General features: G+C 67.1%; 24 protein-coding genes. 8 read left to right on the forward strand and 16 right to left on the reverse strand.

Annotated elements, in window-relative coordinates; genetic code table 11:
• Together ACJJV6_RS03960 and ACJJV6_RS03965 are read right to left on the reverse strand one after the other, a co-directional pair.
• Positions 1-1,419, reverse strand: coding sequence for an MFS transporter (locus tag ACJJV6_RS03960; protein ID WP_009356644.1), 1,419 nt, complete (start codon positions 1,417-1,419; stop codon positions 1-3).
• A gap of 140 nt (positions 1,420-1,559) precedes the next feature.
• On the reverse strand, positions 1,560-2,168 hold the full coding sequence (locus ACJJV6_RS03965; RefSeq protein WP_009356645.1) for a GNAT family N-acetyltransferase: 609 nt from the start codon (positions 2,166-2,168) through the stop codon (positions 1,560-1,562).
• 74 nt (positions 2,169-2,242) lie between these two features.
• Between ACJJV6_RS03965 and ACJJV6_RS03970 the strand changes: the two genes are divergently transcribed.
• Positions 2,243-2,476: a DUF6480 family protein gene (locus ACJJV6_RS03970; RefSeq protein WP_009356646.1), complete on the forward strand. Its 234-nt coding sequence runs from the start codon at positions 2,243-2,245 to the stop codon at positions 2,474-2,476.
• A 21-nt stretch (positions 2,477-2,497) separates the two neighbouring features.
• Here ACJJV6_RS03970 and ACJJV6_RS03975 read toward each other — a convergent pair whose 3' ends face one another.
• The 5 genes from ACJJV6_RS03975 to ACJJV6_RS03995 all read right to left on the reverse strand — a co-directional run bounded on the left by ACJJV6_RS03975 (position 2,498) and on the right by ACJJV6_RS03995 (position 6,751).
• Positions 2,498-3,370: a 3-hydroxyacyl-CoA dehydrogenase family protein gene (locus tag ACJJV6_RS03975; protein ID WP_133349021.1), complete on the reverse strand. Its 873-nt coding sequence runs from the start codon at positions 3,368-3,370 to the stop codon at positions 2,498-2,500.
• On the reverse strand, positions 3,367-4,194 hold the full coding sequence (locus ACJJV6_RS03980) for an enoyl-CoA hydratase/isomerase family protein (protein ID WP_009356647.1): 828 nt from the start codon (positions 4,192-4,194) through the stop codon (positions 3,367-3,369). The genes ACJJV6_RS03975 and ACJJV6_RS03980 overlap by 4 nt, the downstream gene beginning before the upstream one ends.
• Entirely contained in the window at positions 4,194-5,420 is a 1,227-nt protein-coding gene (locus ACJJV6_RS03985) for a thiolase family protein (protein WP_035751888.1), read from the reverse strand. The genes ACJJV6_RS03980 and ACJJV6_RS03985 overlap by 1 nt, the downstream gene beginning before the upstream one ends.
• A 186-nt stretch (positions 5,421-5,606) precedes the next feature.
• A complete protein-coding gene (locus ACJJV6_RS03990; RefSeq protein WP_009356649.1) occupies positions 5,607-6,293 on the reverse strand; it encodes a pentapeptide repeat-containing protein in 687 nt (228 codons plus the stop codon).
• Entirely contained in the window at positions 6,293-6,751 is a 459-nt protein-coding gene (locus ACJJV6_RS03995) for an SRPBCC family protein (RefSeq protein WP_009356650.1), read from the reverse strand. The genes ACJJV6_RS03990 and ACJJV6_RS03995 overlap by 1 nt, the downstream gene beginning before the upstream one ends.
• A gap of 131 nt (positions 6,752-6,882) precedes the next feature.
• Between ACJJV6_RS03995 and ACJJV6_RS04000 the strand changes: the two genes are divergently transcribed.
• Positions 6,883-7,059 carry a CsbD family protein gene (locus tag ACJJV6_RS04000; RefSeq protein WP_009356651.1) on the forward strand — a complete coding sequence of 59 codons (177 nt, stop codon included), beginning with the start codon at positions 6,883-6,885 and terminating at the stop codon, positions 7,057-7,059.
• Positions 7,060-7,165: 106 nt separating this feature from the next.
• Here the strand turns inward: ACJJV6_RS04000 and ACJJV6_RS04005 are convergent, their stop codons facing one another.
• The 8 genes from ACJJV6_RS04005 to ACJJV6_RS04040 all read right to left on the reverse strand — a co-directional run bounded on the left by ACJJV6_RS04005 (position 7,166) and on the right by ACJJV6_RS04040 (position 16,093).
• Complete coding sequence (locus ACJJV6_RS04005; protein WP_407710464.1) at positions 7,166-8,221, reverse strand: DNA polymerase IV; 1,056 nt, start codon at positions 8,219-8,221, stop codon at positions 7,166-7,168.
• A 139-nt stretch (positions 8,222-8,360) separates the two neighbouring features.
• The gene (locus ACJJV6_RS04010) at positions 8,361-9,821 is read right to left on the reverse strand and encodes an amino acid permease (RefSeq protein ID WP_407710001.1); all 1,461 of its coding nucleotides are present in this window, start codon (positions 9,819-9,821) and stop codon (positions 8,361-8,363) included.
• Between the two features lie 174 nt (positions 9,822-9,995).
• On the reverse strand, positions 9,996-10,325 hold the full coding sequence (locus tag ACJJV6_RS04015) for a Rieske (2Fe-2S) protein (protein WP_407710002.1): 330 nt from the start codon (positions 10,323-10,325) through the stop codon (positions 9,996-9,998).
• On the reverse strand, positions 10,322-12,838 hold the full coding sequence (gene nirB / locus ACJJV6_RS04020) for a nitrite reductase large subunit NirB (protein ID WP_407710003.1): 2,517 nt from the start codon (positions 12,836-12,838) through the stop codon (positions 10,322-10,324). The genes ACJJV6_RS04015 and nirB overlap by 4 nt, the downstream gene beginning before the upstream one ends.
• Positions 12,838-13,185 carry a molybdopterin oxidoreductase gene (locus tag ACJJV6_RS04025; protein ID WP_407710004.1) on the reverse strand — a complete coding sequence of 116 codons (348 nt, stop codon included), beginning with the start codon at positions 13,183-13,185 and terminating at the stop codon, positions 12,838-12,840. Before ACJJV6_RS04025 ends, nirB begins: the two co-directional genes overlap by 1 nt.
• Before the next feature lie 294 nt (positions 13,186-13,479).
• On the reverse strand, positions 13,480-14,346 hold the full coding sequence (locus ACJJV6_RS04030; protein WP_009356656.1) for a metal ABC transporter permease: 867 nt from the start codon (positions 14,344-14,346) through the stop codon (positions 13,480-13,482).
• Positions 14,346-15,122 (reverse strand): metal ABC transporter ATP-binding protein, encoded by a 777-nt coding sequence (locus tag ACJJV6_RS04035; RefSeq protein ID WP_407710005.1) that lies wholly within the window; start codon positions 15,120-15,122, stop codon positions 14,346-14,348. Before ACJJV6_RS04035 ends, ACJJV6_RS04030 begins: the two co-directional genes overlap by 1 nt.
• A complete protein-coding gene (locus ACJJV6_RS04040; protein ID WP_407710006.1) occupies positions 15,119-16,093 on the reverse strand; it encodes a metal ABC transporter substrate-binding protein in 975 nt (324 codons plus the stop codon). Before ACJJV6_RS04040 ends, ACJJV6_RS04035 begins: the two co-directional genes overlap by 4 nt.
• Positions 16,094-16,164: 71 nt before the next feature.
• On the opposite strand from ACJJV6_RS04040, the gene ACJJV6_RS04045 reads away from it, so the two are divergent.
• From ACJJV6_RS04045 to ACJJV6_RS04060, 4 genes are all read left to right on the forward strand, one after another.
• Positions 16,165-16,929 (forward strand): lysostaphin resistance A-like protein, encoded by a 765-nt coding sequence (locus tag ACJJV6_RS04045; RefSeq protein WP_407710007.1) that lies wholly within the window; start codon positions 16,165-16,167, stop codon positions 16,927-16,929.
• A 102-nt stretch (positions 16,930-17,031) separates the two neighbouring features.
• Positions 17,032-17,985, forward strand: a complete 954-nt coding sequence (locus ACJJV6_RS04050; RefSeq protein ID WP_407710008.1) for a 1,4-dihydroxy-2-naphthoyl-CoA synthase — start codon at positions 17,032-17,034, stop codon at positions 17,983-17,985.
• A 14-nt stretch (positions 17,986-17,999) separates the two neighbouring features.
• Complete coding sequence (locus ACJJV6_RS04055; RefSeq protein ID WP_407710009.1) at positions 18,000-19,175, forward strand: AMP-binding protein; 1,176 nt, start codon at positions 18,000-18,002, stop codon at positions 19,173-19,175.
• Positions 19,176-19,250: 75 nt separating this feature from the next.
• Entirely contained in the window at positions 19,251-20,132 is an 882-nt protein-coding gene (locus tag ACJJV6_RS04060) for a 1,4-dihydroxy-2-naphthoate polyprenyltransferase (RefSeq protein ID WP_354175925.1), read from the forward strand.
• On the opposite strand, the gene ACJJV6_RS04065 is transcribed toward ACJJV6_RS04060, so the two are convergent.
• On the reverse strand, positions 20,129-20,449 hold the full coding sequence (locus ACJJV6_RS04065) for a DUF4229 domain-containing protein (RefSeq protein ID WP_009356662.1): 321 nt from the start codon (positions 20,447-20,449) through the stop codon (positions 20,129-20,131). The two genes, ACJJV6_RS04060 and ACJJV6_RS04065, sit on opposite strands and share 4 nt — an antisense overlap.
• A gap of 62 nt (positions 20,450-20,511) precedes the next feature.
• Here ACJJV6_RS04065 and ACJJV6_RS04070 point away from each other — a divergent pair, with 62 nt between their 5' ends.
• Positions 20,512-20,901: a PLD nuclease N-terminal domain-containing protein gene (locus ACJJV6_RS04070; RefSeq protein WP_009356663.1), complete on the forward strand. Its 390-nt coding sequence runs from the start codon at positions 20,512-20,514 to the stop codon at positions 20,899-20,901.
• 5 nt (positions 20,902-20,906) lie between these two features.
• The gene (locus ACJJV6_RS04075) at positions 20,907-21,569 is read left to right on the forward strand and encodes a hypothetical protein (protein ID WP_354175927.1); all 663 of its coding nucleotides are present in this window, start codon (positions 20,907-20,909) and stop codon (positions 21,567-21,569) included.
• Positions 21,570-21,615 lie beyond the last annotated feature (46 nt).

A 21,615-nucleotide genomic window follows, 5' to 3' on the forward strand; every position in this document is an offset into this window, starting at 1 on the left:
CTATTGGCCCCGCCGTGCTTTCAGCTCTTCCACGTTGGCAGCCACCCGTTTGCGGTTGAGCGGGTAGATGAAGAGCAGCAGGAGAGCGGCAACGGCGTAGAGGACGCCGGGCACGAGTGTGGATACGAGGTAGATCCCGTTGATGGTCTCCTCGGTCTGAGTGGGCGAGCCGGCCTGGAAGCCGACCGCCGTCAGTGCCACGCCCGCGAGGCCACCGGCCAGGGCCAGTCCTACCTTGCGCGCCCAGGTGTTGACCGCATAGACGGTGCCGTCGTCACGCTCACCGCTGCGCACCTCCTCGTGATCGATGACATCGCCGATTAGCGCCCAAACGAGCAGCGAGTAGGTACCCATACCGAAACCGGCAAGCACTGTCAGGACGATGAAGACCCATGGCGAGGTGACGTGCGTAAGGGCCAGGAACATGTAAACAGCGGCAGAGAAGAGCATGCCCGTGACGATGATTTCCTTCTTGCCGAAACGGCGGGCGAGCCACGCCGCGACCGGCGCCAGCACAAGGCCTGGCAGGTAGTTCGCCAGTTGGGCAGGACCGGAAAGCGCACCGTTGTTGAAGTAGTTCAGCCACAGGTACGCCGCCATGGACATCGTGAGCAGCGACGCAAGCATGAGGATCAGGTTTCCGGCCATGAGCCCCAGCAGCGCCCTGTTTCCGGCCAGGGAACGCAGGAGTTTCAGGAAGCTGCGCTTTTCCTGCACGGGTACTGCCTGCACGCGTTCACGCACCTGGGTGTAGCAAATGGCATAGAACGCGAGCGCGGCGATGGAGAACCCCACACCTGTCATGAAGAAGGAACCGGGAAGGACCTGCGAAACCCCGTCAACGGTCGCGTAGATCAGAAGTGGGGGAACAAGGGCCACGAACAGGCCCGCGACGTTTGCTCCGAAAGCGCGGAACACTGAGAGGGAAGCCCGCTCCCCCGGGTTCGGACTCATGACGGATGCCAGCGAACCGTAGGAAATGTTGACCATCGTGTAGAAGACGGAACCCCACAGCAGGTAGGTGACAGCAGCGTACGTAAGTTTCAGGCCGTAGTCCCAGTCAGCAATGAAGGGTGCATAAAGGAGCGCACTTACAACGACGAGGGGCAAGGCAGCCCTGCCGATCCAGGCACGGAAGCGGCCGGCAGGCGACGGGCGGTGCCGGTCCAGGAAACGCCCCCAACCCACATCCGTGAAAGCATCGATGAGCCTGGCCGCGAGGAACAGGATGCCGACGTGCGCGGGTTGGAGTCCTGCCACGTTCGTGTAGAACACGAGCAGGTAGGAGGATGCGAGCAGGAAGGTGAAGTCATTCCCAAGGTCGCCGAAAAGGTAGCCGATTTTGTCGCGCCACCCGAAGGGGCGCATCACGGATTGGAATGAAACGGGTGCGGCGGCGGTGCCGATTGATTCGCTCATGAGACTCCTCGTTGAGTGCGGGATAAAAGTACCTTAAGGAGTTCAAACGATTGAAGCCACCCTTCAATCGTTTGAATATTTCACCCTGCCCAAACCCAACAGCTGGGCATCGAAGGACTGCCCCCCATCAACCTTTGCGGCTACCCCCGCCGGGCGAGCCTGTGCTCCAGCCCGGCGCGGACCATGGGCCATTCGTGCTCAAGGATCGAGAAGACCACGGTGTCCCGCAGGATGCCGTCGCGGGTGCGGGAGTGGTTCCGCAGCACGCCGTCCTGCTTGGCCCCCAGCCGGGCGATCGCCTCGCGCGACTGGTGGTTGAGCCAGTGCGTGCGGAACTCGACGGCCGGGCAGCCGATGGTCTCGAACGCGTGCCGGAGCAGCAGCAGCTTGGAGTCCGGGTTGGTGCCCGTGCCCTGGACTGACGCCGCGTTCCAGGTGGAGCCGATCTCCACCCGGGGCGTGCCGGCGTCGATATTCATATAGGTGGTCATCCCGATGATCCGGCCGGGGCCTCCGGTGGCGGGGTCGATCAGCCGCGTGGTGAACGGCAGCATCGAGCCCTCGTCCTGCAGCGCCAGGCGGCGCTGAATCTCTGCGGCCATTTCATCCGGCGCCGGCACCGAGGTGTACCAGAGCTTCCACAGCTCACCGTCGGCTGCCGCAGCAACCAGGCCGTCGTGGTGCTCCCCGGCCAGCGGCTCCAGGATTACATGGCGGCCGGTCAGGGTAAGGGGTTCTAGGAAAGTCACTGCACCAGCCTAGGCCCCGCCACCGGGGCCGGTTACGCTGGGACAGCACCAGGACGGCGAGCAAGGGAGTTGACGTGTCAGGAACAAATCCGGACCCGGAGGACGACAAGATCACAGGCCTGGAGCCCGGCGGCGGCGTGCCCCCGGGAGAAACCCCGCCCGGTGAAGCCTCCACCGCCGGCCCGCAGGGGCACGACGAGCACGGGACCAGGAAGAGCACACAGTTCCTGTGGATCGCGATCATCGGGATCGTGGTCCTGCTGTCGTTGCTCTACTTCATCGGCTACATCGTCGGGTTCTTCGACTAGGCGGCCGCTTAAGGCGCGGTCCTAGCTGGGCCAGTCGAAGAAGCCCTTGCCTGCCTTACGCCCCAGTTCGCCGCGGGCCACCTTGTCCTTGAGGATCTGCGGCGGCGCGAAGCGCTCCCCCAAAGTCGAGTGCAGGTATTCGGCAATCCCCAGCCGGACATCCAGCCCCACAATGTCGGTGGTCCGAAGCGGCCCGGTGGGGTGTTTGTAGCCAAGGACCATCGCGGCATCGATGTCCTCTGGCGAAGCAACGCCCTCTTCCACCATGCGCATCGCCTCCAGTGCGATCGCGACCCCCAGCCGGGACGATGCGAAGCCAGGGGCGTCATTGACGACGACGGCGGTTTTGCCGAGTGCCTCCACCCACCCCTTCGCCGCCTGCGCGAGTCCGGGTGACGTGCGCTCCCCCAGCACCACTTCAATGAGGGTGGACGCCGGGACCGGGTTGAAGAAATGCAGGCCCAGGAAGTTCTCCGGCCGCTTCAGCTCGCCGGCAAGCCCGTTGACGGACAGGGACGAGGTGTTCGAGGCGAGGTACGCGTCGTCGGCCAGCCGCTCCTCGATGCCGCGCAGGGCAGTGACCTTCAGGTCCCAGTCCTCCGGCACGGCCTCCACCACGAGCTGCCGGCCGGTGAAGGCGTCGTAGTCCACGCCCACAGCCAGCCGGGACACCATCTCGTCCAGGTTGGCGTCAGTGGCGCCGCGTTCAATGCTTTTGGCCGCGGCCGCCTCGATCCGCTCGCGGGCTGCCTCGGCGGACGGCTCGTCGCGCTCGATCACCAGCACGTCGGCGCCCTTGACCAGGAAGGCGTGCGCGATCCCGGCGCCCATGCGGCCGCCGCCCAGGACACCGACGTGTGCGGGGAGTCCGGGAGCAAGTTTGGGGTTGGTCATTGGTCCTTCTTTCCGGTTTCGCTGCCCGCTTCCAGGCCGGATTCCCTGCCGGCCTTCCTGGCGGCGTTCCTGTCCAGGAACTTCTGCATCCGCTCGAACTTCGCCTCGGACTCGAACAGGATCCCCTGGGCCAGCTGGTCGATCAGGGGGTGGGCCTCGGCCGGGGCATGGAACACGGACTTGGTGATGCGGACCGCCAGCGGATCCTGCCGCCCGATGCCGTCCGCAAGCTGGTGGGCAGCGTCCAGCAGGCCGTCCGGCTCATGGATTCCGGTGATGAGGTTGACCGCCAGCGCCTCCTCGGCGCCAAGGACCCGGCCGGCCAGCAGGATCTGCTTGGCCACCGGCTCCCCCACCAGCTCTTTAAGCCGCCAGCTGGCGCCGGCAGCGGCGAGGATCCCCAGGCCGGTCTCGGGATTGCCGATCCGCACCGCAGGCGTGCCGATCCGGAAATCGGCTGCGTACGCGAGTTCGGCCCCGCCGCCAAGGCAGTATCCGTCCAGGGCCGCGATCACCGGCATGGGCAGCTTCGCGATCCGGACGAAGATGGTGGAGTTGATGCCCTGCAGGGCGTCGTCCCGCCGGCGCTCCCGCAGCTGTGCGATGTCCGCCCCGGAGGCGAAGACGCCGTCCGTGCCGGCAATGATCAGGATTTTCGGGTTCTGTTCCAGCGCGGTGCAGACGGTGTGCAGTTCGTCCACCATCTGCTGGTCGATGGCGTTCCGCACCTCGGGCCTGTTGAGCAGCACCACTACCCGGTCACTGCGTTCCTCCACCAGGAGGGCGTGGAACTTTTCAGCAGCCAGGTCCACGGCGCCCGGCATCAGACTTTCTCCAGCAGCATTGCCGTGCCCTGGCCCACGCCGATGCACATTGTGGCGAGGCCAACCCTCGCATCCTCGCGTTCCATCCGGCCCAGCAGGGTGATCGCAATCCTGGCCCCGCTGGAACCGAGCGGGTGCCCGAGGGCTATCGCGCCGCCGTCGTTGTTGACGATGTCCGGATCGAGGCCCAGCCGGCGGATGCAGGCAAGGGACTGGGTGGCAAAGGCTTCGTTGAGTTCGACGGCGGCAAGGTCGCCGACGCTGAGGCCGCTGCGCTTCAGGACTTTCTGGGTGGCGGGGACCGGGCCGATGCCCATGATCTCCGGCTCGCAGCCGGCCGAGGCGCCGTCGATGATGCGTGCCCGGGGTGTCAGTCCCAGCCGTTCGATGGCGGCCTCCGAGGCCACGATGATCGCGGAGGCGCCGTCGTTGAGGGATGAGGAGTTGCCGGCGGTGACCACCGTGCCGCCGTGTGCCACCGGCTTCAACCCGGCGAGGACATCCATGGTGGTTCCCCGCCGCGGTCCTTCATCGGTGTCCACCACGGTCTCGGATTTACGGGTCTTGACAGTGACGGGGACAATCTCGTCCTTGAACCGGCCGGCTTCAATGGCGGCGAGGGACCGTTCGTGCGAGCGGACGGCGAAGGCGTCGGCGTCCTCGCGGGAGATGCTGTCCACCCTGGCCACCTCTTCCGCGGTTTCCGGCATGGAGTACGTCATCTTGCCGTCGCGGGACAGGGCACCGTGCTGGAAATGCGGGTTCGTGAAGCGCCAGCCGATGGAGGTGTCGAAGATCTGGCCCGGCTTGGCGAAGGCGGCGGTGGGCTTCTCCTGCACCCACGGTGCCCGGCTCATGGATTCCACGCCGCCGGCGATGACGATGTCCGCGGCACCGGCCTTGATCATGTGGCTGGCCTGGATGATGGCACTCAGGCCGGAGGCGCACAGCCTGTTGACTGTGATTCCGGGAATATGGAGGGGCAGCCCCGCCAGCAGCGTGGCCATCCGGGCCACGTTCCGGTTTTCTTCGCCCGCGCCGTTTGCGTTGCCCAGGATGACCTCGTCAATGCTGTCCGGGTCCAGGCCCGCCCGGTGGACGGCTTCCCGGACTACGAGGGCGGCAAGGTCATCGGGGCGGACGGACGAGAGCGCGCCGCCGTATTTGCCCACCGGCGTTCTGACCCCGCCAACAAGGAAAGCCTGCGGACCTGCGGTTGCAGCCATGGAAACACCCTTCATGCGATAAACAGCACTGTCATCGGCATCCGGCATCGCGGAATTCACCACTTACCGACCGTTCGTTCTGTAAATAGTACACGGGAGGGCTGCGGTTGCGTACCTCCGGAGTTTTTGTCCACATCTGGCGACTTCAACGGCGCGCAGGTCGCCATGCGTGGACAAAAACTTGAGCTAGAGGACAATGATGCCCAGGTGCGCGGCGAGAAGCGGTGCCAGGAGCGCCAGCTGGTAGTCGTCGACGACCAGGCCGGCCACGCTGCCGAGTCCACTGATGCCCCTGAAGTCGGTGCCCCGGAGGTCGAAGTCCTGGAGCCTGGCGCCGGTGACATCGAGGGTGCCGATGGTGCAGTCCTTCAGGGCCACCCGGGCGGCGGTGGCCGAGCCGAGGTCCAGCTCGTTGATGATGCAGCCGGTGATGAGGACGTCCGTGAGTTTTGCGCCCCGCAGGTTGAGGAAGTCCAGCTTGCCGCCGTCGATGCGGACCGACTGCCAGCCGCTTTCGTACAGTTCCGCGGAGCCCAGCCGGGGATTGTGGAGTTCGACGTCGCGCCAGGTGCTCCGCGCCGCCCGGAACACGGGGGCGTACAGCTCGTGCAGGGTGCAGTCGCGGAAGCCGGCGCCGCGCAGCTGCGCGTCGTTGAACGACGCGCCCTGGAACTCGCACTCGGCAAAGTCCGCCCCGGTCAGGTCCAGGCCGTCCGCCACTGCACGACTGTACCGGACGCCGTCGTACTTGCCGCCCCGCACGAACTCCGGCGCAGCCTCGTCGACCAGGTCCGCCAGCACCACCCCCGAAAGCCGGGGCGGAGAAACCGCCTGGCCCGGTTTTTTCCGGGCCGCGGGCCGGGCGTCCGCCACTACAGGGACTCTGCCTTCGCCGCGATCTCCGCCAGGTCCTTGGCGAAGGCCTTGCGCGTGGCCGCCAGGCCCATTTTTCCGAAAAGCGCCATCATGATGCGGCTCGCGGCAGTGGGTTTGGCAACCTCTGCCCCGAACGTGACCGTGAGGTCAGTTCCGCCATCCCGCGGGGCAAGGTTGAAGCGCGTGCTGTAGTCGGCCCCGCCCTGGACGGCCTTCACCGTGGTGCTGCGCGGCGGGTCCACCTGGTCCACCCACATCTCCACGGTTTCCGACCGGCCGAACATCTTGCGGGTTTCCTTCCATCGGGTTCCCTCGCCGTACGGACCGTCCGTGAGGAGCTGGACCGCCTCCACGCCGGACAGCGTTGCCGCCGAGCCGGGGATGTCCGTGATGACGGACCACACCTTCTCCGGAGCGGCCTGGATGTGCTGGGTGAGGGTGGTGGTTTGTTCCATGGTTCCGAGCCTAGCCCCGGGCACTGACAATCAACAGGCACCCGCTCGTGCACGCAGGGCTTGAAATAGTAAGCATGCTTCGTGTTAGGGTGAGGAGGTCAGGTTGATCGGCGAAACGAAAGGAGTCCATCATGGGCCTCGGAGACAAGATCGGTAATGCAGCAGAAGACATGGGCGGCAAGGCCAAGGAAGCTGCGGGCAACGCAACTGACAATGACCGCCTGAGGGCCGAAGGCCAGAAGGACCAGGTCAAGGCTGACGCCAAGAAGGTTGGCGAAAGCGTCAAGGACGAGTTCAAGCGCGACTAGTTCCTTGCTGGCGCAGCCGCAGCGAACGGCGTGCTGCAACAGCCAGAAACGGCGGCGGATCCCCTACGGATCCGCCGCCGTTCTGCTTGTCCGGGAAACCGCATTGTCACCAGCCGCTGCGGGTGGGGGTGTGCCCCTGCCGGGAGTCCCCGGGCATGGTCATCTCGGCCCGCAGCCCGAGCAGCCGGATGGGGCGGTCCGGTTCGATCTTGGCCACCAGGTCCAGCGCCCGGGCGAGCACTTCCGCGGGATCGGAGGTCTCCGGGATCTTCCGGGCATACGTCTTGGTGATGAACGGGGCATAGCGGACCTTGAGCGTCAGCCCGACCACCGGCCGGCCCTCGGCCGCCACGTCCTCGAGGACATGCCCGGCCAGTTCACGGATGGCGGCGTCAACCTGCCCGGGCCCGGTGAGGTCCTGCTGGAAGGTGGTTTCCCGGCTGTGCCCGCGCGCCACCCAGGGCGTATCGTCGACTTCGCGGGCGCCGTCGCCGCGGCCCAGCTGCGCGTACCAGGGGCCCATCTTCGGGCCGAACTCGGGGACCAGATCATCGGGGTTTGATGCGGCCAGTTGGGCGACCGTTTCGATCCCGAGCTTGGCCAGACGGCGCGAGACCTTGGTGCCCACACCCCATAGGTCGATGGTGGGCCGGCTGCCCATGACCTCGAGCCAGTTGTCCTCGGTGAGGCGGAAGATCCCGGCGGGCTTGCCGAAGGTCGTGGCCACCTTGGCGCGGACCAGCGTGTCACCGATGCCCACGCTGCAGTGCAGCCGGGTCTCCGCCAGGACCGCCTGCTGCAGCTGCCGGGCATAGCTGTCCGGGTCCCCGGTGCGCACACCCACAAACGCTTCATCCCAACCCAGCACCTGGACAGTAGCGTCCGGCTGTGCGCGCAGCACCGCCATGACTTTCCCGGACGCTTCAAGGTAGGCGTCCTGGTCCACGGGCAGGATGACGGCGTCGGGGACTTTCCGGGCGGCAATGCGCAGCGGCATTCCGGATCCGACGCCGTACTCCCTGGCCTCATAGGACGCCGTGGACACCACCGCCCGTTCCGTGGGATCGCCGCGGCCTCCCACGATGAGCGGCTTGCCCGCCAGCTCCGGCCGGCGGAGCACCTCCACGGCGGCGATGAACTGGTCGAGGTCAACGTGCAGCACCCAGGGTTCTCCCACACGCCACAGTCTGCCCCCCGCCCGGCGTCCGGCACCACCATTTCCCACAGCCCAGCCGGAAAACGCCGACGGCGGGCCCGCCCTCCCCAGGGGCGTCCCGCCGTCGTGCGTTGCGAAAGAACGTTTAGCTGTAGAGCGCGTTCTTCGGCTCGTTGTTTTTGACCTTCTGCCAGCCGAGCCAGAGGACCACCGCGAAGAACGGGATGGTGGCCAGGGTCCACAGGCCCAGGTAGAACACCTCGCCGGTCTTGCTGGTCATGGTGTCGAAGCCGATCAGCACGGTGATGGCCAGCAGGCCGAGAAGGCCCGCCCAGCTGGTCCACGGCGAACCGGGCATCGGCAGGCTGGAGGTGACGCCCTTGCGGCGCCGGAGCACGATCTGGCTGGCGAAGATGGCACCCCAGGTGAAGATCACGCCGATCGAGGCGGTGTTCAGGGCCAGGTCGAAGGCGTGCGAGCCGCCCAGCCAGATGTTCAGCAGGATGCCCACCAGGTAGAACGCGGCGATGGCCAGGATGGCTGCGTACGGGACGTGCCGCTTGGACATCCGGGTGAGCCACTGCGGGGCGTGCCCGTTGTTGGCCATGGTGCGGAAGACGCGGCCGATCGAGTACAGGCCGGAGTTGCAGGAGGACAGGGCGGCGGTGATGACGATCATGTTCATCACGTCACCCACCCAGCCCAGGCCCATCTGGCCGAAGACGGTCACGAACGGGGAGGTGCCGGCTTTGTACTGGTCCGAGGGCAGCAGCATGGCCAGCAGGGTCACGGAACCGACGTAGAACACCACGATGCGGAGCACGACGGCGCGGATCGCCTTGGGCACTTCACGTTCCGGGTTCTGCATCTCGCCGGCGGTGATGCCGACCAGCTCGATGCCGTTGTAGGCGAAGATCACGGCGTTCAGGACCAGGACCATCACCAGGGCGCCCTTGGGGAACATGCCGCCTTCGGCAGCGAAGAGGTTGGCCACGGAGGCGTTGCCGTCGCCCACCTGCGCGTTGGTGACCACCATGAAGGTGCCGACCACCAGGAAGATCAGGATGGCGCCCACTTTGAGGCAGGAGGCCCAGAATTCGAATTCGCCGAACGCCTTGACGCTGAGCAGGTTCACTGCCACCAGGAGCGCCAGCGCGGCAATGGCGGAGGCCTCCACCGGAACGTTGGGGAAGAAGAACTGGAAGTAGAGGCCGATGGCGATGAGTTCGGCGATGCCGGTCATGCCCCAGTTGATGAAGTACATCCAGCCGGACAGGAACGCGCCCTTTTTGCCGAACATCTCACCGGCGTAGCTGACGAACGAGCCGGAGGTCTGGCGGTACATGATGAGCTCGCCCAGGGCCCGCATCAGCAGGTAGGCGATGACGCCGGCAATGGCGTACGAGAAGATCAGGGCCGGGCCGGTGGAGGCGAGGCGGCCGCCGGCACCCATGAAGAGGCCGACGCCGATGGCGCCGCCCATGGCGATCATGGTGACGTGGCGCCTGCCCAGCGTTTTGCTGTAGCCCTCGGCGCTGAGGGAGGGATCGACGGCGGCGGATGGTGCCGTGCGGTTCTGGAGATCTGTGGGGGTACTTTGAGGCACAACTGTTCCTTGTGGGTTGGGGGTTGGCCGCATCCGGAATACGAAGTAATCCAGCTCACAAATTCGGCGTTCTGCTCCTGCAGCAACTTTTTATGAGCCCAAATCCTCGTAAGGCCGAAGCTTCGCGCGACTTGTCCATCCTACAAGATGCCAGGGGGTGCTACGTGATGTGGGCTACACAGGCTCCGTCTCCAGGACCAGATTCTGCTGCCCGTCCAGGCTGACCCGGTAGCTCTGCAGCGGGTCCATGCCCGTGGTGGAGCAGCCGGTGGCGAGGTCGAAGGCGTGCTGGTGCAGGGGGCACATCACCACATGCCGGTCGATGGTGCCGTCCGCGATGGGTCCTCCCCGGTGCGGGCAGACGGCCGAGACCGCGCGCACGGAACCGTCCCGCAGCCGGAAGACCGCCACCTGCATTCCGTCGACGCCGAAGGCCCGGCCCTCCCCGACCGGGATCTGGTCCACGGGGCCGAGGTTGTGGCTGCGCGCCTGCGTGCCGCTCATCGGACCGGCACCTGCGGCAGGACCGTCAGCGGCAGAGAAGTCCGGAACTGGCCCGGCGTCTGGGGGTCGTCGCGTTCCCGCCACGGATCCGCGTAGCCCTCCACCGAAGCCTGCATGGCCTCGTCCAGGCTGCCGGCGATCCCCTCCGAGTCCTCGACGATCACGGCCCGCAGGTGCTCGATGCCGACACGCGGCACGAACGAGTACGTCCGCTCCAGCCAGTTGGCGTGCTCGCGGTAGTACTGCATGAACCGGCCCGCCAGGACCATGACCTCGTCCTGGCTGTCAACGGTGGCCAGTAGGTCCCCCTTGCGGATGTGGGCTCCCGCCGCTCCTCCGATGTAGATTTCCCAGCGGCCGCCTTCCACGGCCACGACGCCCACGTCTTTCACCAGGGATTCCGCGCAGTTGCGGGGGCAGCCGGAGACAGCCAGCTTCAGCTTCGCCGGCGACTCCAGCCCCTGGAACCGGGACTCTATCCTGATGCCCAGGGCCGTGGAATCCCCGGTGCCGTAGCGGCAGAAGTCCTTCCCAACACAGGTCTTCACGGTGCGGAAGCTCTTGCCGTAGGCGTACCCGGACGGCATGTCCAGGTCGGCCCAGACCTGCGGCAGGTCCTCCTTGCGGATGCCCAGCAGGTCGATCCGCTGCCCGCCCGTGAGCTTGATGAGCGGCACGTTGTGTTTCTCCGCAACGTCGGCGATACGCCGCAACTGCTCGACGCTGGTCACGCCGCCCTTCATCTGCGGCACCACGGAGAAAGTTCCGTCGCGCTGGATGTTGGCATGGACCCGGTCGTTGATGAACCGGGCATCACGTTCATCGATGTACGCGCCGGCCCACATCATCTTGAGCAGCGAGGCCAGGCCCATTTTGGACTTCGCGTCCTCCTGGCCGTCCGGCGCCAGGGCCTGGAACACCTGGGAGACGGACCGCAGCCCCAGCCTCCTGATTTCGGCCATGAGCGCGGCCTTGTCCAGTGGGATGCCGGGAACGTAGTAGTTGGCGGCGGGGTCCTCCTCCACGGCTCCCCCGGCAGCCCATTCCACCACCTGGCCCACCAGCAGCTTGCAGGAGCCGCAGCCCTTGCCGGCGCGTGTGGCTTCCATGGCTCCGGCCACCGTGGTGCAGCCGCCCTTCACGGCTTGCACCAGCGCGTCCTTGCTGACGCCGTTGCAGTTGCAGACCTGGGCGCCGCCGTCGAGCTCCTCCACACCAGTCTCCCCGCCCGGCGTTCCAAGGTCGAACATCAGGCCCAGCCGTTCCTCCGGCAGCGGCAGCCCGCTGCCGTACGCCTGCGCGAGGTAGGCCACCTTGCGGCTGTCGCCCAGGAGCGTGGCACCCACCATCTTGTTGTCCCGGACCACAATCGACTTGAACACCCCGCGGCTGGGCTCGGAGAAGACGATGTGTTCATCCGTGTCCAGTTCCGGCCCGTGCAGGCCCATCGAGGCCACCTCCACCCCCGCCACCTTCAGCTTGGTGGCCGTCCGGGTGCCCAGGTACGCCGACGACGTGTCCGCGCCCGTCACGTGGTTGGCCAGCACCACCGCCTGCTCCCAGAGCGGTGCCACCAGGCCGTACACCTCGCCGCGGTGCTGGACGCATTCCCCCACGGCGTAGATATCGTCCTCGTCCTGGACCCGGAGCGAATCGTCCACCACGATGGCCCGCTCCACCGGCAGCCCGCTGAGCACCGCCAGGTCCACGTTGGGGCGGATTCCGGCAGCCATCACCACCATGTCGCACTCAAGATCGGGCCTGTCGCGCAGCCGGACCCCGGTGACCCTGTCGGTTCCCAGCACGGCGGTGGTCCGGCAGCCGGTAAGCACGCCGATGCCCAGGGCCTCCACGCTGCGGCGGAGCACCGCCCCGCCGTCGGGCCCCATCTGGGCGCTCATGAGGTGCCCGCCGGAATGGACCACGTCCACGGACACCCCGTGGCGGCGGAGCCCGGACGCCGCCTCAAGCCCCAGCAGCCCCCCGCCGATCACCACGGCATGCCGGGTATGGCCGGCCCGCGCGTGGGCCAGCATGTTCCGTGTGTCATCGATGGTGCGGAACCCGAAAATGCCCTGTTTGAGGGACCCGGCGGGTGTGTACAACCCGTCCATCGGCGGCAGGTGCGAACGGCTCCCGGTGGCGATTACCAGCGTGTCGTACGGGGTTACCCTCCCGTCGCTGGAGTGCACGTTCTTGGCAAAGCGGTCAATCCTGTCCACCCGGACCCCGGCGTGCAGCGTGATGCCGTTCTCCTGGTACCAGGACAGGGGGTTCAGGAGGATCCCGGCGTCGGTCTCGTCCCCGGAGAGGACGTTGCTGAGCATGATGCGGTTGTAGTTCCCGTAGGGCTCGTCCCCGAACATGGTGATGGTGAACATGTCAGCGCCGCCGCGCGCCAGGATCTCCTCCACGGCCCGGGCCCCTGCCATCCCGTTGCCGATGACCACCAACTGCCGGCGCTGCTTCCGGGCGGACCGCAGGGTCCGGGGGTTGACCAGGACCGTGGCCATCAGTGCTCCACCATACCCAGGTCCACCACCACGGTTCCGGACACACCCTCCGGCGCGGCCACGTGCAGTTCAATGGCAGTGCCGCCTTCGATGTCCTCCACCACCCGCAGGGGAACGTGGACATCGCTCTTCGCGCCGATGGGGAAGTAGCGCATGGGGACCCCGTTGCGGATGAGCACCACGGCGATCAGTTCCGGACTGGAATTGCCGCCGCGGAAGTACAGCGTCTGGTTGACCACCCCATCCGGGACGTAGTGCAGGAGCTCGCTGTGGATGGGCACGGGCTTTTCCATTCCGGCGCCGTGGAAGGAGTAGATGCCCTGCAGGAAGAGATTCTGGGTCAGCACGGGCGGGATCCTTTCGGCAGCACAACAACTGGCACTGCCCATCCTGCGCCGCCGATGTTTCAGCTCACCGGTTCCGCCGTAAAGATCCCTTTACGCCAACCTCACCGTTTCCGGGGGTGCCCGCCTCAGGACCGCCGAGTGGTCCGACGGCACCGGGCTGCGTGCCGCCGTCGTAAGCCCTTTAGACGGTTCCCTGCACACTCGATGGCGGGAAACGTCGAGCGGGCAGGGAACCGTCGAAACGGCGAGGGCAACGGCGGAAAGGCGGCGGGCAAGCACCGCAGGACGCGGGAATCACACCGCCAGTGCAGCCGCTTTCCGGCGCCGGGCCTTAGCCAGCCGGGTCCCGATCAGGCCCTGCCGCGGGCTGAAAAGGTAGACGGCGCCGAACACCACGCCCTGGGTCAGCACCACCATGGCCCCGGACGCGGTGTCCAGGTAGTAGCTGATGTAGATGCCCGCCACGGAGCAGAGCGCCGAGATGGTGGGCGCGATAACCAGCATCCGGGAGAACCGGTCCGTCAGCAGGTAGGCCGTGGCTCCGGGGATGATGAGCATGGCCACCACCAGCACCACGCCCACGGTCTGCAGCGCCACCACGGACGTCAGGGCCAGCAGGCCGAGCAGCAGCGCGCCGAGCCGGCGGGGCGAGAGCCCGATGGCATGCGCGTGGGTGGGGTCAAAGGCGTACAGGGTGAGGTCGCGGCGCTTGAGGATGAGGATGGCGAAGGCCACCACGCCGAGCACCAGCACCTGGATGAGGTCCGGGATGCTGACGCCGAGGAGGTTGCCGAAGATGATGTGGTTGAGGTCGGTCTGGCTGGGGGTGACGGAGATCAGCACCAGGCCCAGCGCGAACAGCGAGGAGAAAACAATGCCGATTGCGGCATCTTCCTTCACCCGGCTGGTGTTGCGGACCACCCCGATCAGGGTGACCGCCACCAGCGCGAACACCAGCGCACCCAGTGCAAACGGCGCACCCACGATGTAGGCGAGCACGACGCCGGGAAGCACCGCGTGCGAGACGGCGTCGCCCATGAGGGACCAGCCGATCAGGACCAGCCAGCAGCTGAGCACGGCGCAGACGACGGCGGCGAGCGCGGTGGTGATGATGGCCCGGACCATGAAGTCATAGGACAGGGGTTCGAGGAGGAGTTCCATCAGGCGGTCCATTCCTTCCGTGCACGCACGTCCTGGTCCGGCAGGTCGCGGTTCAGCACGTCCAGTCCGAAGGCCATTGCCAGGTTTTCCGGCTGCAGCACCTGCTCCGGCGGCCCGTGCATGAGCACCCGGTGCATCAGCAGCACGGCCTCGTCGCACAGCTGGGGCAGGGCGTGCAGGTCGTGGGTGGAGATCAGGATGGTGCAGCCGTCGGAGGCGAGCTCGCGAAGGAGCCGGGTGATGGTGGCCTCGGAGCGCTTGTCCACGCCGGCGAAGGGTTCGTCCAGGAGCATGGTGGTGGCCCCCTGCGCTATCCCGCGGGCCACAAACGCGCGTTTCTTCTGGCCGCCGGACAGCTGGCCGATCTGCCGCCCGGCGTACTCGCCCAGTTCCACCCGGTCCAGTGCCTCGTCGACGGCGGCGCGGTCGGCTTTGGACGCGCGGCGAGTGAAGCCCTGGTGCCCGTACCGGCCCATCATCACCACGTCGCGGACTGACAGCGGAAACTGCCAGTCCACGTCCTCGCTCTGCGGCACATACCCGATCCCGCCTTCCCGGCGGGCCCGCCCGGGGGACTGCCCGTTGATCCGGACCGTGCCGGCATCGGGCTTGATCATGCCCATGATCGCCTTGAACAGCGTGGACTTGCCGGAGCCGTTCATGCCCACCAGGCCGCAGATCCGGGCGGGATCCAGGGTGAGGGAGGCGGCATCGAGCGCCAGGACCTCGCCGTAGTGGACGGTCACGTTGTCAACGAGGATGGCGGGCGTGCTCATGACCCGGCTCCGGTGAGGGCCTTGGTGATGACGTCGGCGTCGTGCCTGATGAGGTCCAGGTAGGTGGGCACGGGACCGTCCGCTTCGGAGAGCGAGTCCACGTAGAGGGTGCCGCCGAACTTCGCGCCGGTGGCACCGACCACCTGCTGCATGGGGGCGTCCGAGACGGTGGATTCGCAGAACACCGCGGGAACGTTGTTGACCTTGACGTACTCGATGGCCCGGGTGATCTGCTGCGGGGTGGCCTGCTGCTCGGCGTTGACGGCCCAGATATAGAGCTCCTTCAGCCCGGCATCGCGGGCCAGGTAGGAGAAGGCGCCCTCGCAGGTGACCAGGGCGCGCTGCGCTTCCGGCACTCCGGCCAGGCGGGTGGTCATCTGGTCCTGCACGGCCTGGAGTTCGGCCTTGTAGGCGTCACCGTTGGCTTTGAAGGCCTCGGCGTTGTCCGGGTCCAGTTCCGAGAAGGCCTTCACCATGTTGTCCACGTAGACCTGGACGTTCAACGGCGACATCCACGCATGCGGGTTCGGTTTGCCCTGGTAGGCGTCCTCGCTGATGTTCATCGGTTCCACGCCCTCGCTGACCACGGCGTGCGGCACGTCCAGCCCCTCCACGAACTGGGCGAACCACGCTTCCAGGTTCAGCCCGTTGTCCAGGATGAGGTCGGCTTTGGACGCTTTCCGGATGTCCCCCGGAGTCGGCTCGTAGCCGTGGATCTCGGCGCCCGCCTTGGTGATGGATTCCACGGTGAGCTTGTCCCCCGCAACGTTCCGGGCGACGTCGGCCAGCACGGTGAAGGTGGTCAGGACCACCTTCTTGCCGTCGTCGCCGTTGCCGGCGGCGCCGCCTCCGCAGGCCGTGAGCAGGAGGGAAAGCACGACGGCGGCAAGCGCCGCGGCGCGAAGGCGGGTCCGCTGCTGGGCACTGGTCCGGGCGGCTACTTTGGCGCACCGAAACGTAAATTTAGGCATACCGAACATTTTACGCGAAGCGGGTTTGCGCGGGCAACGCAGCTTCGCCTTCCCCGGACTAGGCTGAAACCATGGCAACCGCCCACCGCATCCCGCCCGCTCCGCAGCCCCAGCTCTACCGGTTCACTCCCCTGGACTTCACCACGCTGGCCATGTACGTGGCCATCGCGGGGTTCTTTGCCGTGGCCGGTGAACTCCTGGCGCCCTTCCTGCGGCAGGTGGCCCCCAGCCCGGCGGCAGCGTCGTACGCGGTGAACCTGCTGTTCTACGGCTCCGTGGGGATCCTCGCGCTGCTCGCTGCCCGGAAGGTGGTGGCCCGGGACCTGCTGGTGCTCGGCACCCGGCCCTGGTTCACGCTGCTGATGATCCCCGCAGCGGTGATCGCCATGATGATCCTGACGGCCATCGTGGTGGCGGCCGGCGGCGACGTGCAGACCTCGGCGAACCAGGCAGGGCTGCAGGAGCTCATGCAGCAGGTGCCGGCCTGGCTGATGGTGCCGGTCATCGTGGTGGCCGGACCGTTCGTGGAGGAGTACATCTTCCGCCACCTGCTGATCGGCAAGCTCAGCAGGCGCGTTAACATCTGGATCTGCTGCGCACTGTCCGTGGTCCTGTTCGCCGCGCTGCACATCGTGGGGCAGGAGGCGATCACCCTGACGGCGCTGCTGCCCTACCTGGCGATGGGCGCCACCCTGGTGTTCGTCTACGTCTGGACCGGGAAGAACCTGATGTTCTCCTACTTCGTCCACGCCGCCAAGAACCTGCTCGCCGTCGTCTTCATCTACGCCATCCCGCCGGAACTGTATGAACAGCTCCAGCAGGGAGTTCCGGCCTAGGCGCCGGTACTGACCGCCAGGACCGCGCTCCTGGCACCCCATTGCGGACCCGGCGGGCAACCGGGTTCTGCATCCGCCAGGCCTGATTACTAGACTTGGACGGTGAGCAACCAGATCCCTGCCCCGGTGTCCGACGTCTTCGATCCCACCCGCTGGCGCGTGGTGTCCGGTTTTGAGGACTTCCAGGACATGACCTACCACCGCCAGGTGGAGCGGGATTCCGACGGCGGCTGGGTGCGTGACCTGCCCACGGTCCGGATCGCTTTCAACCGGCCCGAGGTCCGCAACGCGTTCCGGCCCGGCACCGTCGATGAGCTCTACCGGGCCATGGACCACGCACGGATGACCCCGGACGTGGCCACCGTGCTGCTCACCGGCAACGGCCCCTCCCCCAAGGACGGCGGCCACTCGTTCTGCTCCGGCGGGGACCAGCGGATCAGGGGCCGGGACGGTTATAGATACGCCGACGGCGAGACCCAGGAAACCATCGACCCCGCCAGGGCCGGCCGGCTCCACATCCTGGAAGTCCAGCGGCTGATGCGGACCATGCCCAAGGTGGTCATCGCCGTCGTCAACGGCTGGGCTGCCGGCGGCGGGCACTCGCTGCACGTGGTGGCTGACCTCACCATCGCGTCGCGCCAGCACGGCAAGTTCAAGCAGACCGACGCCACCGTGGGAAGCTTCGACGCCGGCTACGGCTCGGCGCTGCTGGCCCGCCAGATCGGGCAGAAGGCTGCCCGGGAGATCTTCTTCCTGGCCCGCGAATATTCCGCTGAGGACATGGTCCGGATGGGCGCCGTGAACGAGGCCGTGGACCACGAACGCCTCGAGGAGGTGGCCCTGGAGTACGCCGCGGACATCGCCCGCCAATCGCCGCAGGCCATCCGGATGCTGAAGTTCGCCTTCAACCTTGCCGACGACGGCCTGGCCGGCCAGCAGGTCTTCGCCGGTGAAGCCACCCGGCTGGCCTACATGACGGACGAGGCGGTGGAGGGCAAGGAAGCCTTCCTGCAAAAACGCGACCCCGACTGGTCCTCCTTCCCGCACTACTTCTAAGGCAGGAGCGGCACATGAACGCGCTCAGCATTGAGCCGGCCCTGAAGGCCCTCGCGGCCGCCCTCCATGGCGAGGGCCCCGCCGTCGAACTTTCCCTCGCCGGGGACGGCTCCCTGGTGGTCGGCCACATTGAAACGCCCGGCTGCGACGATGCCGTGGCCGTGGTCCGCACCTCCGGATCCACCGGAACGCCCAAGGCCACGGTCCTCACCGTGGAATCCCTTGCCGCATCCTCCATGGCCACGGCACTGGCACTGAAGGGTGAAGGGCAGTGGCTGCTGGCCCTCCCGGTGCAGTACGTGGCAGGCATCCAGGTCCTTGTACGGTCGCTGTTCGCCGGCACCCGCCCGTGGGTCATGGACATGTCCGGCGGGTTCACGCCGGAGGCTTTCACCGCCGCGGCACAGGAACTGACGGACAAAATCCGCTTCACCTCACTGGTCCCCACCCAGCTGCAGCGGCTCCTTGACGACCCGTCAGCCGAAACCCTCGCGGTGCTCCGCCGGTTCAACGCCGTCCTCCTGGGCGGGGCCCCGGCGCCCGACTCGCTGCTGGACGCTGCCCGGGACGCCGGCGTGCGCGTTGTCACCACCTACGGCTCCGCGGAATCCTCCGGCGGCTGCATCTACAACGGCTATCCCCTGGAAGGCGTCTCGGTCCGGGTGGACGGGGACGGCCGGATCCTGCTGGGCGGCGACACCATCGCCGCCGGCTACCTCGAGGCCCCGGACCAGGAGTCCGGCACGTTCTTCGAGGAGGACGGCGTGCGCTGGTACCGCACCAATGACCTCGGCAGCATCGACGACGACGGCCGGCTCACCGTGCTGGGCAGGATGGACGACGTGATCATCACCGGCGGCGTGAAAGTGTCCGCGCTGCACGTGCAGGAGGAACTGGAAAAGTCCGACGGCGTGACGGCCGCGTTCGTGGCCGGCGTCCCTTCCGCAGAGTGGGGCCAGGCCGTGGCCGCGTATGTTGCGCTGGCGGGCGACGCTGCCGCCCCGGGCGCCGCCGGCTCCGCCGCACCGGGGGAACACGCCGTCGTGCTTGAACAGGAATGGCACCGCAGGCTGGGGGTGCTGGCGCCCAAAACGGTCCTGGCCGCCTCCGCCCTGAGGATGCTGCCCAACGGCAAGCCCGACCGGCTGGCCATGACCGCCGAACTCAGCGCCCTGCACCAGGGAAAGTAGAGTGGACCTGCACCAAAGCGGCGAGCGCGTGCTTTCCGCCCCGCCGGTCTCCCGATTCAATACGAGGTACTAAACGTGGCCACAGCCGCACAATGGATCCAAGGCGCGCGACTGCGAACCCTGCCTGCCGCGATAGCGCCGGTACTCATCGGTTCCGCCGCAGCCTACGAGATGGATTCGTTCCTCCTGTTCAACGCCATCCTCGCCGCGCTGGTGGCCCTGCTGCTGCAGGTGGGCGTGAACTTCGCCAACGACTACTCCGACGGCATCCGCGGGACGGACGATGACCGGGTGGGCCCGCTGCGGCTGGTCGGCTCCGGCGCGGCCAAGCCGGAGCACGTCAAGCGCGCCGCGTTCGGGACCTTTGCCGCGGCGATGGTGTTCGGGCTGGTGCTGGTGGTCATCACCCAGAGCTGGTGGCTGATCCTGGTGGGCCTGGGCTGCGTCATGGCTGCCTGGGGCTACACGGGCGGCAAGAACCCCTACGGCTACATGGGCCTGGGCGACGTGTTCGTGTTCGTGTTCTTCGGCCTGGTGGCCACGCTCGGCACCACCTACACCCAGGCGGGGCAGATCAACCTGCCCGCCATCATCGGCGCCATCGGCACCGGGCTCATCGCCACCGCCCTGCTGATGGCCAACAACGTCCGGGACATCCCCACTGACATGCAGGTGGGAAAGAAGACCCTGGCCGTGCGGCTGGGCGACAAGCATGCCCGGGAAAGCTACGTGCTGATGCTGGCCGTGGCCATCCTGTTGGTGGTCATCCTGGCTCCGGCGCGGCCATGGATGCTGATTGTGCTGCTGCTGATCCCGGCCTGCCTGATGCCGTCCTGGCTGATGATCAACGGCCGCAAGCGCAAGAGCCTGATCCCGGTGCTGAAGCAGACCGGCCTCATCAACCTCGGCTATAGCCTGCTGTTCTCACTGGGCCTGGTACTCAGCCACGGGTTCTAGCCCTGGCTGCGGGGCTTGTGGTCCTTGGCGTCATTGCTGATGGCAATGTCCGGGTTGGCGTCCAGGAGCGCGTCCTCGGCGTTGGCGTCCTGGACTTCACTGGCCGAACGGAGCGGCTTGGCCTTGCCGGAGAACCGCCGCTGCAGGGCGGCGGCAGCCTCATCACGCTGCTTCTGGAAGAACAGGTAGCTGACGGCGAAGGCGATCAGGGCGGCACAGATCACGGACATCAGGGCACCCAGCTGCAGGAGCGTGAAGAGCACGAACAGCGGTGCGAAGAGGGCGAGTCGGATCAGGGAATATTTCAAAAAGGCCACATTCAAGTTTAGCCGTCTCCCGCCCGGGCTCCCGCGGCCCTGCGGGCGATAGACTTGGAGGCATGCTCCTCCGTGTGGCTTTGGCCGTGGCAGTCCTCGTCATCTTCGTGTATGGCCTCGTGGACGTGATCCGCACGGATGGCCGGCTCACGCGTGGAATCTCCAAACCCGCATGGATCGTGGTGATGATCGTCCTTCCCGTCCTGGGCGCCATCCTCTGGCTGCTCATCGGGCGTCCGCGCGGGTCTGCCCCGCAGCAGCAGAACTACCGCCACCCCACCGCCCCGGACGATGATCCCGATTTCCTTCGCAACCTTGAGGTCCGCCGCCGCAACGAGGCCGAGGCTGCCCGGCTGAAGAAGCTCAAGGACGAGCTGGATGCCAAGGCGAAGGACGACGGCGGCAAGGACAAACACGAAACCGACGAACGCGATACCGACGGACGGAAGTAGGACCTATGGCTCGCCAATCTGACGGAGAAGAACGGCCCGGGATCAACACATCCGGGACCGCTTATCCGCCAGAAGGGCCAGCCACTCCACCGTCCGCTGCACCCGCCGGCCAGCCCCCGGCACCGCCTCCCACTCCCCATGCGCCGCCGCCGCGGCCGGGGCTGTCCTATTCCGCGCCTGCTCCGATCGCCGTCATCCCGCCGGCCCCGGGCACCATCAGGCATGGCCGCACGCTGTGGCTTGCCAGTTTCCTGGCGGGCCTCGCCGTCCTGGTGGGCTCGTTCCTCACCCGCGACGGGCACCTGGAACGGCTGCGCGGAGTGGTGGAGCAGATGGCGCCGGGCGGTGACGCCGAGGCCGTCACCACCGCTACCGGGATCGTTTTTTGGGGAAGCGGAGGAGCCCTGCTGCTGGCGATCCTCCTTGAGGCGGCCATGCTGGGCGTGGTGCTGGGCCGGCAGGGCTGGGCCAGGTGGGCCCTGATCCCGCTGCTCGCCGGCCACGCGCTGGTGATGATCGTGGCCGTCGCGTTCCTCGTTCCCGACGGCGACGGCGCCAGCTACGTGCTGCTCCTCTGGGGCGCCGAACTGCTCCTGGCACTGGCCGGGCTGGTGATGTTCTTCCTGCCCTCGGCGAACGCCTGGCTGAAGTCGAGCCGCGCCGGCTGACCGCCGGCCGCTCAGGCGGACGGCCGCCCGCTCAGGTGGACCGCTG

Origin of the sequence: Arthrobacter nitrophenolicus (assembly GCF_045833485.1) — a bacterium.
Taxonomy (GTDB): domain Bacteria; phylum Actinomycetota; class Actinomycetes; order Actinomycetales; family Micrococcaceae; genus Arthrobacter; species Arthrobacter nitrophenolicus.

Excerpts from the sequence above, each read along its gene's own strand:
- ACJJV6_RS03960 (WP_009356644.1), bottom strand. The coding sequence starts at position 1,419 with ATGAGCGAATCAATCGGCACCGCCGCCGCACCCGTTTCATTCCAATCC.
- ACJJV6_RS03975 (WP_133349021.1), bottom strand. The coding sequence starts at position 3,370 with ATGACCAACCCCAAACTTGCTCCCGGACTCCCCGCACACGTCGGTGTC.
- ACJJV6_RS03980 (WP_009356647.1), bottom strand. The coding sequence starts at position 4,194 with ATGCCGGGCGCCGTGGACCTGGCTGCTGAAAAGTTCCACGCCCTCCTG.
- ACJJV6_RS03985 (WP_035751888.1), bottom strand. The coding sequence starts at position 5,420 with ATGGCTGCAACCGCAGGTCCGCAGGCTTTCCTTGTTGGCGGGGTCAGA.
- ACJJV6_RS03995 (WP_009356650.1), bottom strand. The coding sequence starts at position 6,751 with ATGGAACAAACCACCACCCTCACCCAGCACATCCAGGCCGCTCCGGAG.
- ACJJV6_RS04000 (WP_009356651.1), top strand. The coding sequence starts at position 6,883 with ATGGGCCTCGGAGACAAGATCGGTAATGCAGCAGAAGACATGGGCGGC.
- ACJJV6_RS04015 (WP_407710002.1), bottom strand. The coding sequence starts at position 10,325 with ATGAGCGGCACGCAGGCGCGCAGCCACAACCTCGGCCCCGTGGACCAG.
- nirB (WP_407710003.1), bottom strand. The coding sequence starts at position 12,838 with ATGGCCACGGTCCTGGTCAACCCCCGGACCCTGCGGTCCGCCCGGAAG.
- ACJJV6_RS04030 (WP_009356656.1), bottom strand. The coding sequence starts at position 14,346 with ATGGAACTCCTCCTCGAACCCCTGTCCTATGACTTCATGGTCCGGGCC.
- ACJJV6_RS04035 (WP_407710005.1), bottom strand. The coding sequence starts at position 15,122 with ATGAGCACGCCCGCCATCCTCGTTGACAACGTGACCGTCCACTACGGC.
- ACJJV6_RS04040 (WP_407710006.1), bottom strand. The coding sequence starts at position 16,093 with ATGCCTAAATTTACGTTTCGGTGCGCCAAAGTAGCCGCCCGGACCAGT.
- ACJJV6_RS04045 (WP_407710007.1), top strand. The coding sequence starts at position 16,165 with ATGGCAACCGCCCACCGCATCCCGCCCGCTCCGCAGCCCCAGCTCTAC.
- ACJJV6_RS04055 (WP_407710009.1), top strand. The coding sequence starts at position 18,000 with ATGAACGCGCTCAGCATTGAGCCGGCCCTGAAGGCCCTCGCGGCCGCC.
- ACJJV6_RS04070 (WP_009356663.1), top strand. The coding sequence starts at position 20,512 with ATGCTCCTCCGTGTGGCTTTGGCCGTGGCAGTCCTCGTCATCTTCGTG.
- ACJJV6_RS04075 (WP_354175927.1), top strand. The coding sequence starts at position 20,907 with ATGGCTCGCCAATCTGACGGAGAAGAACGGCCCGGGATCAACACATCC.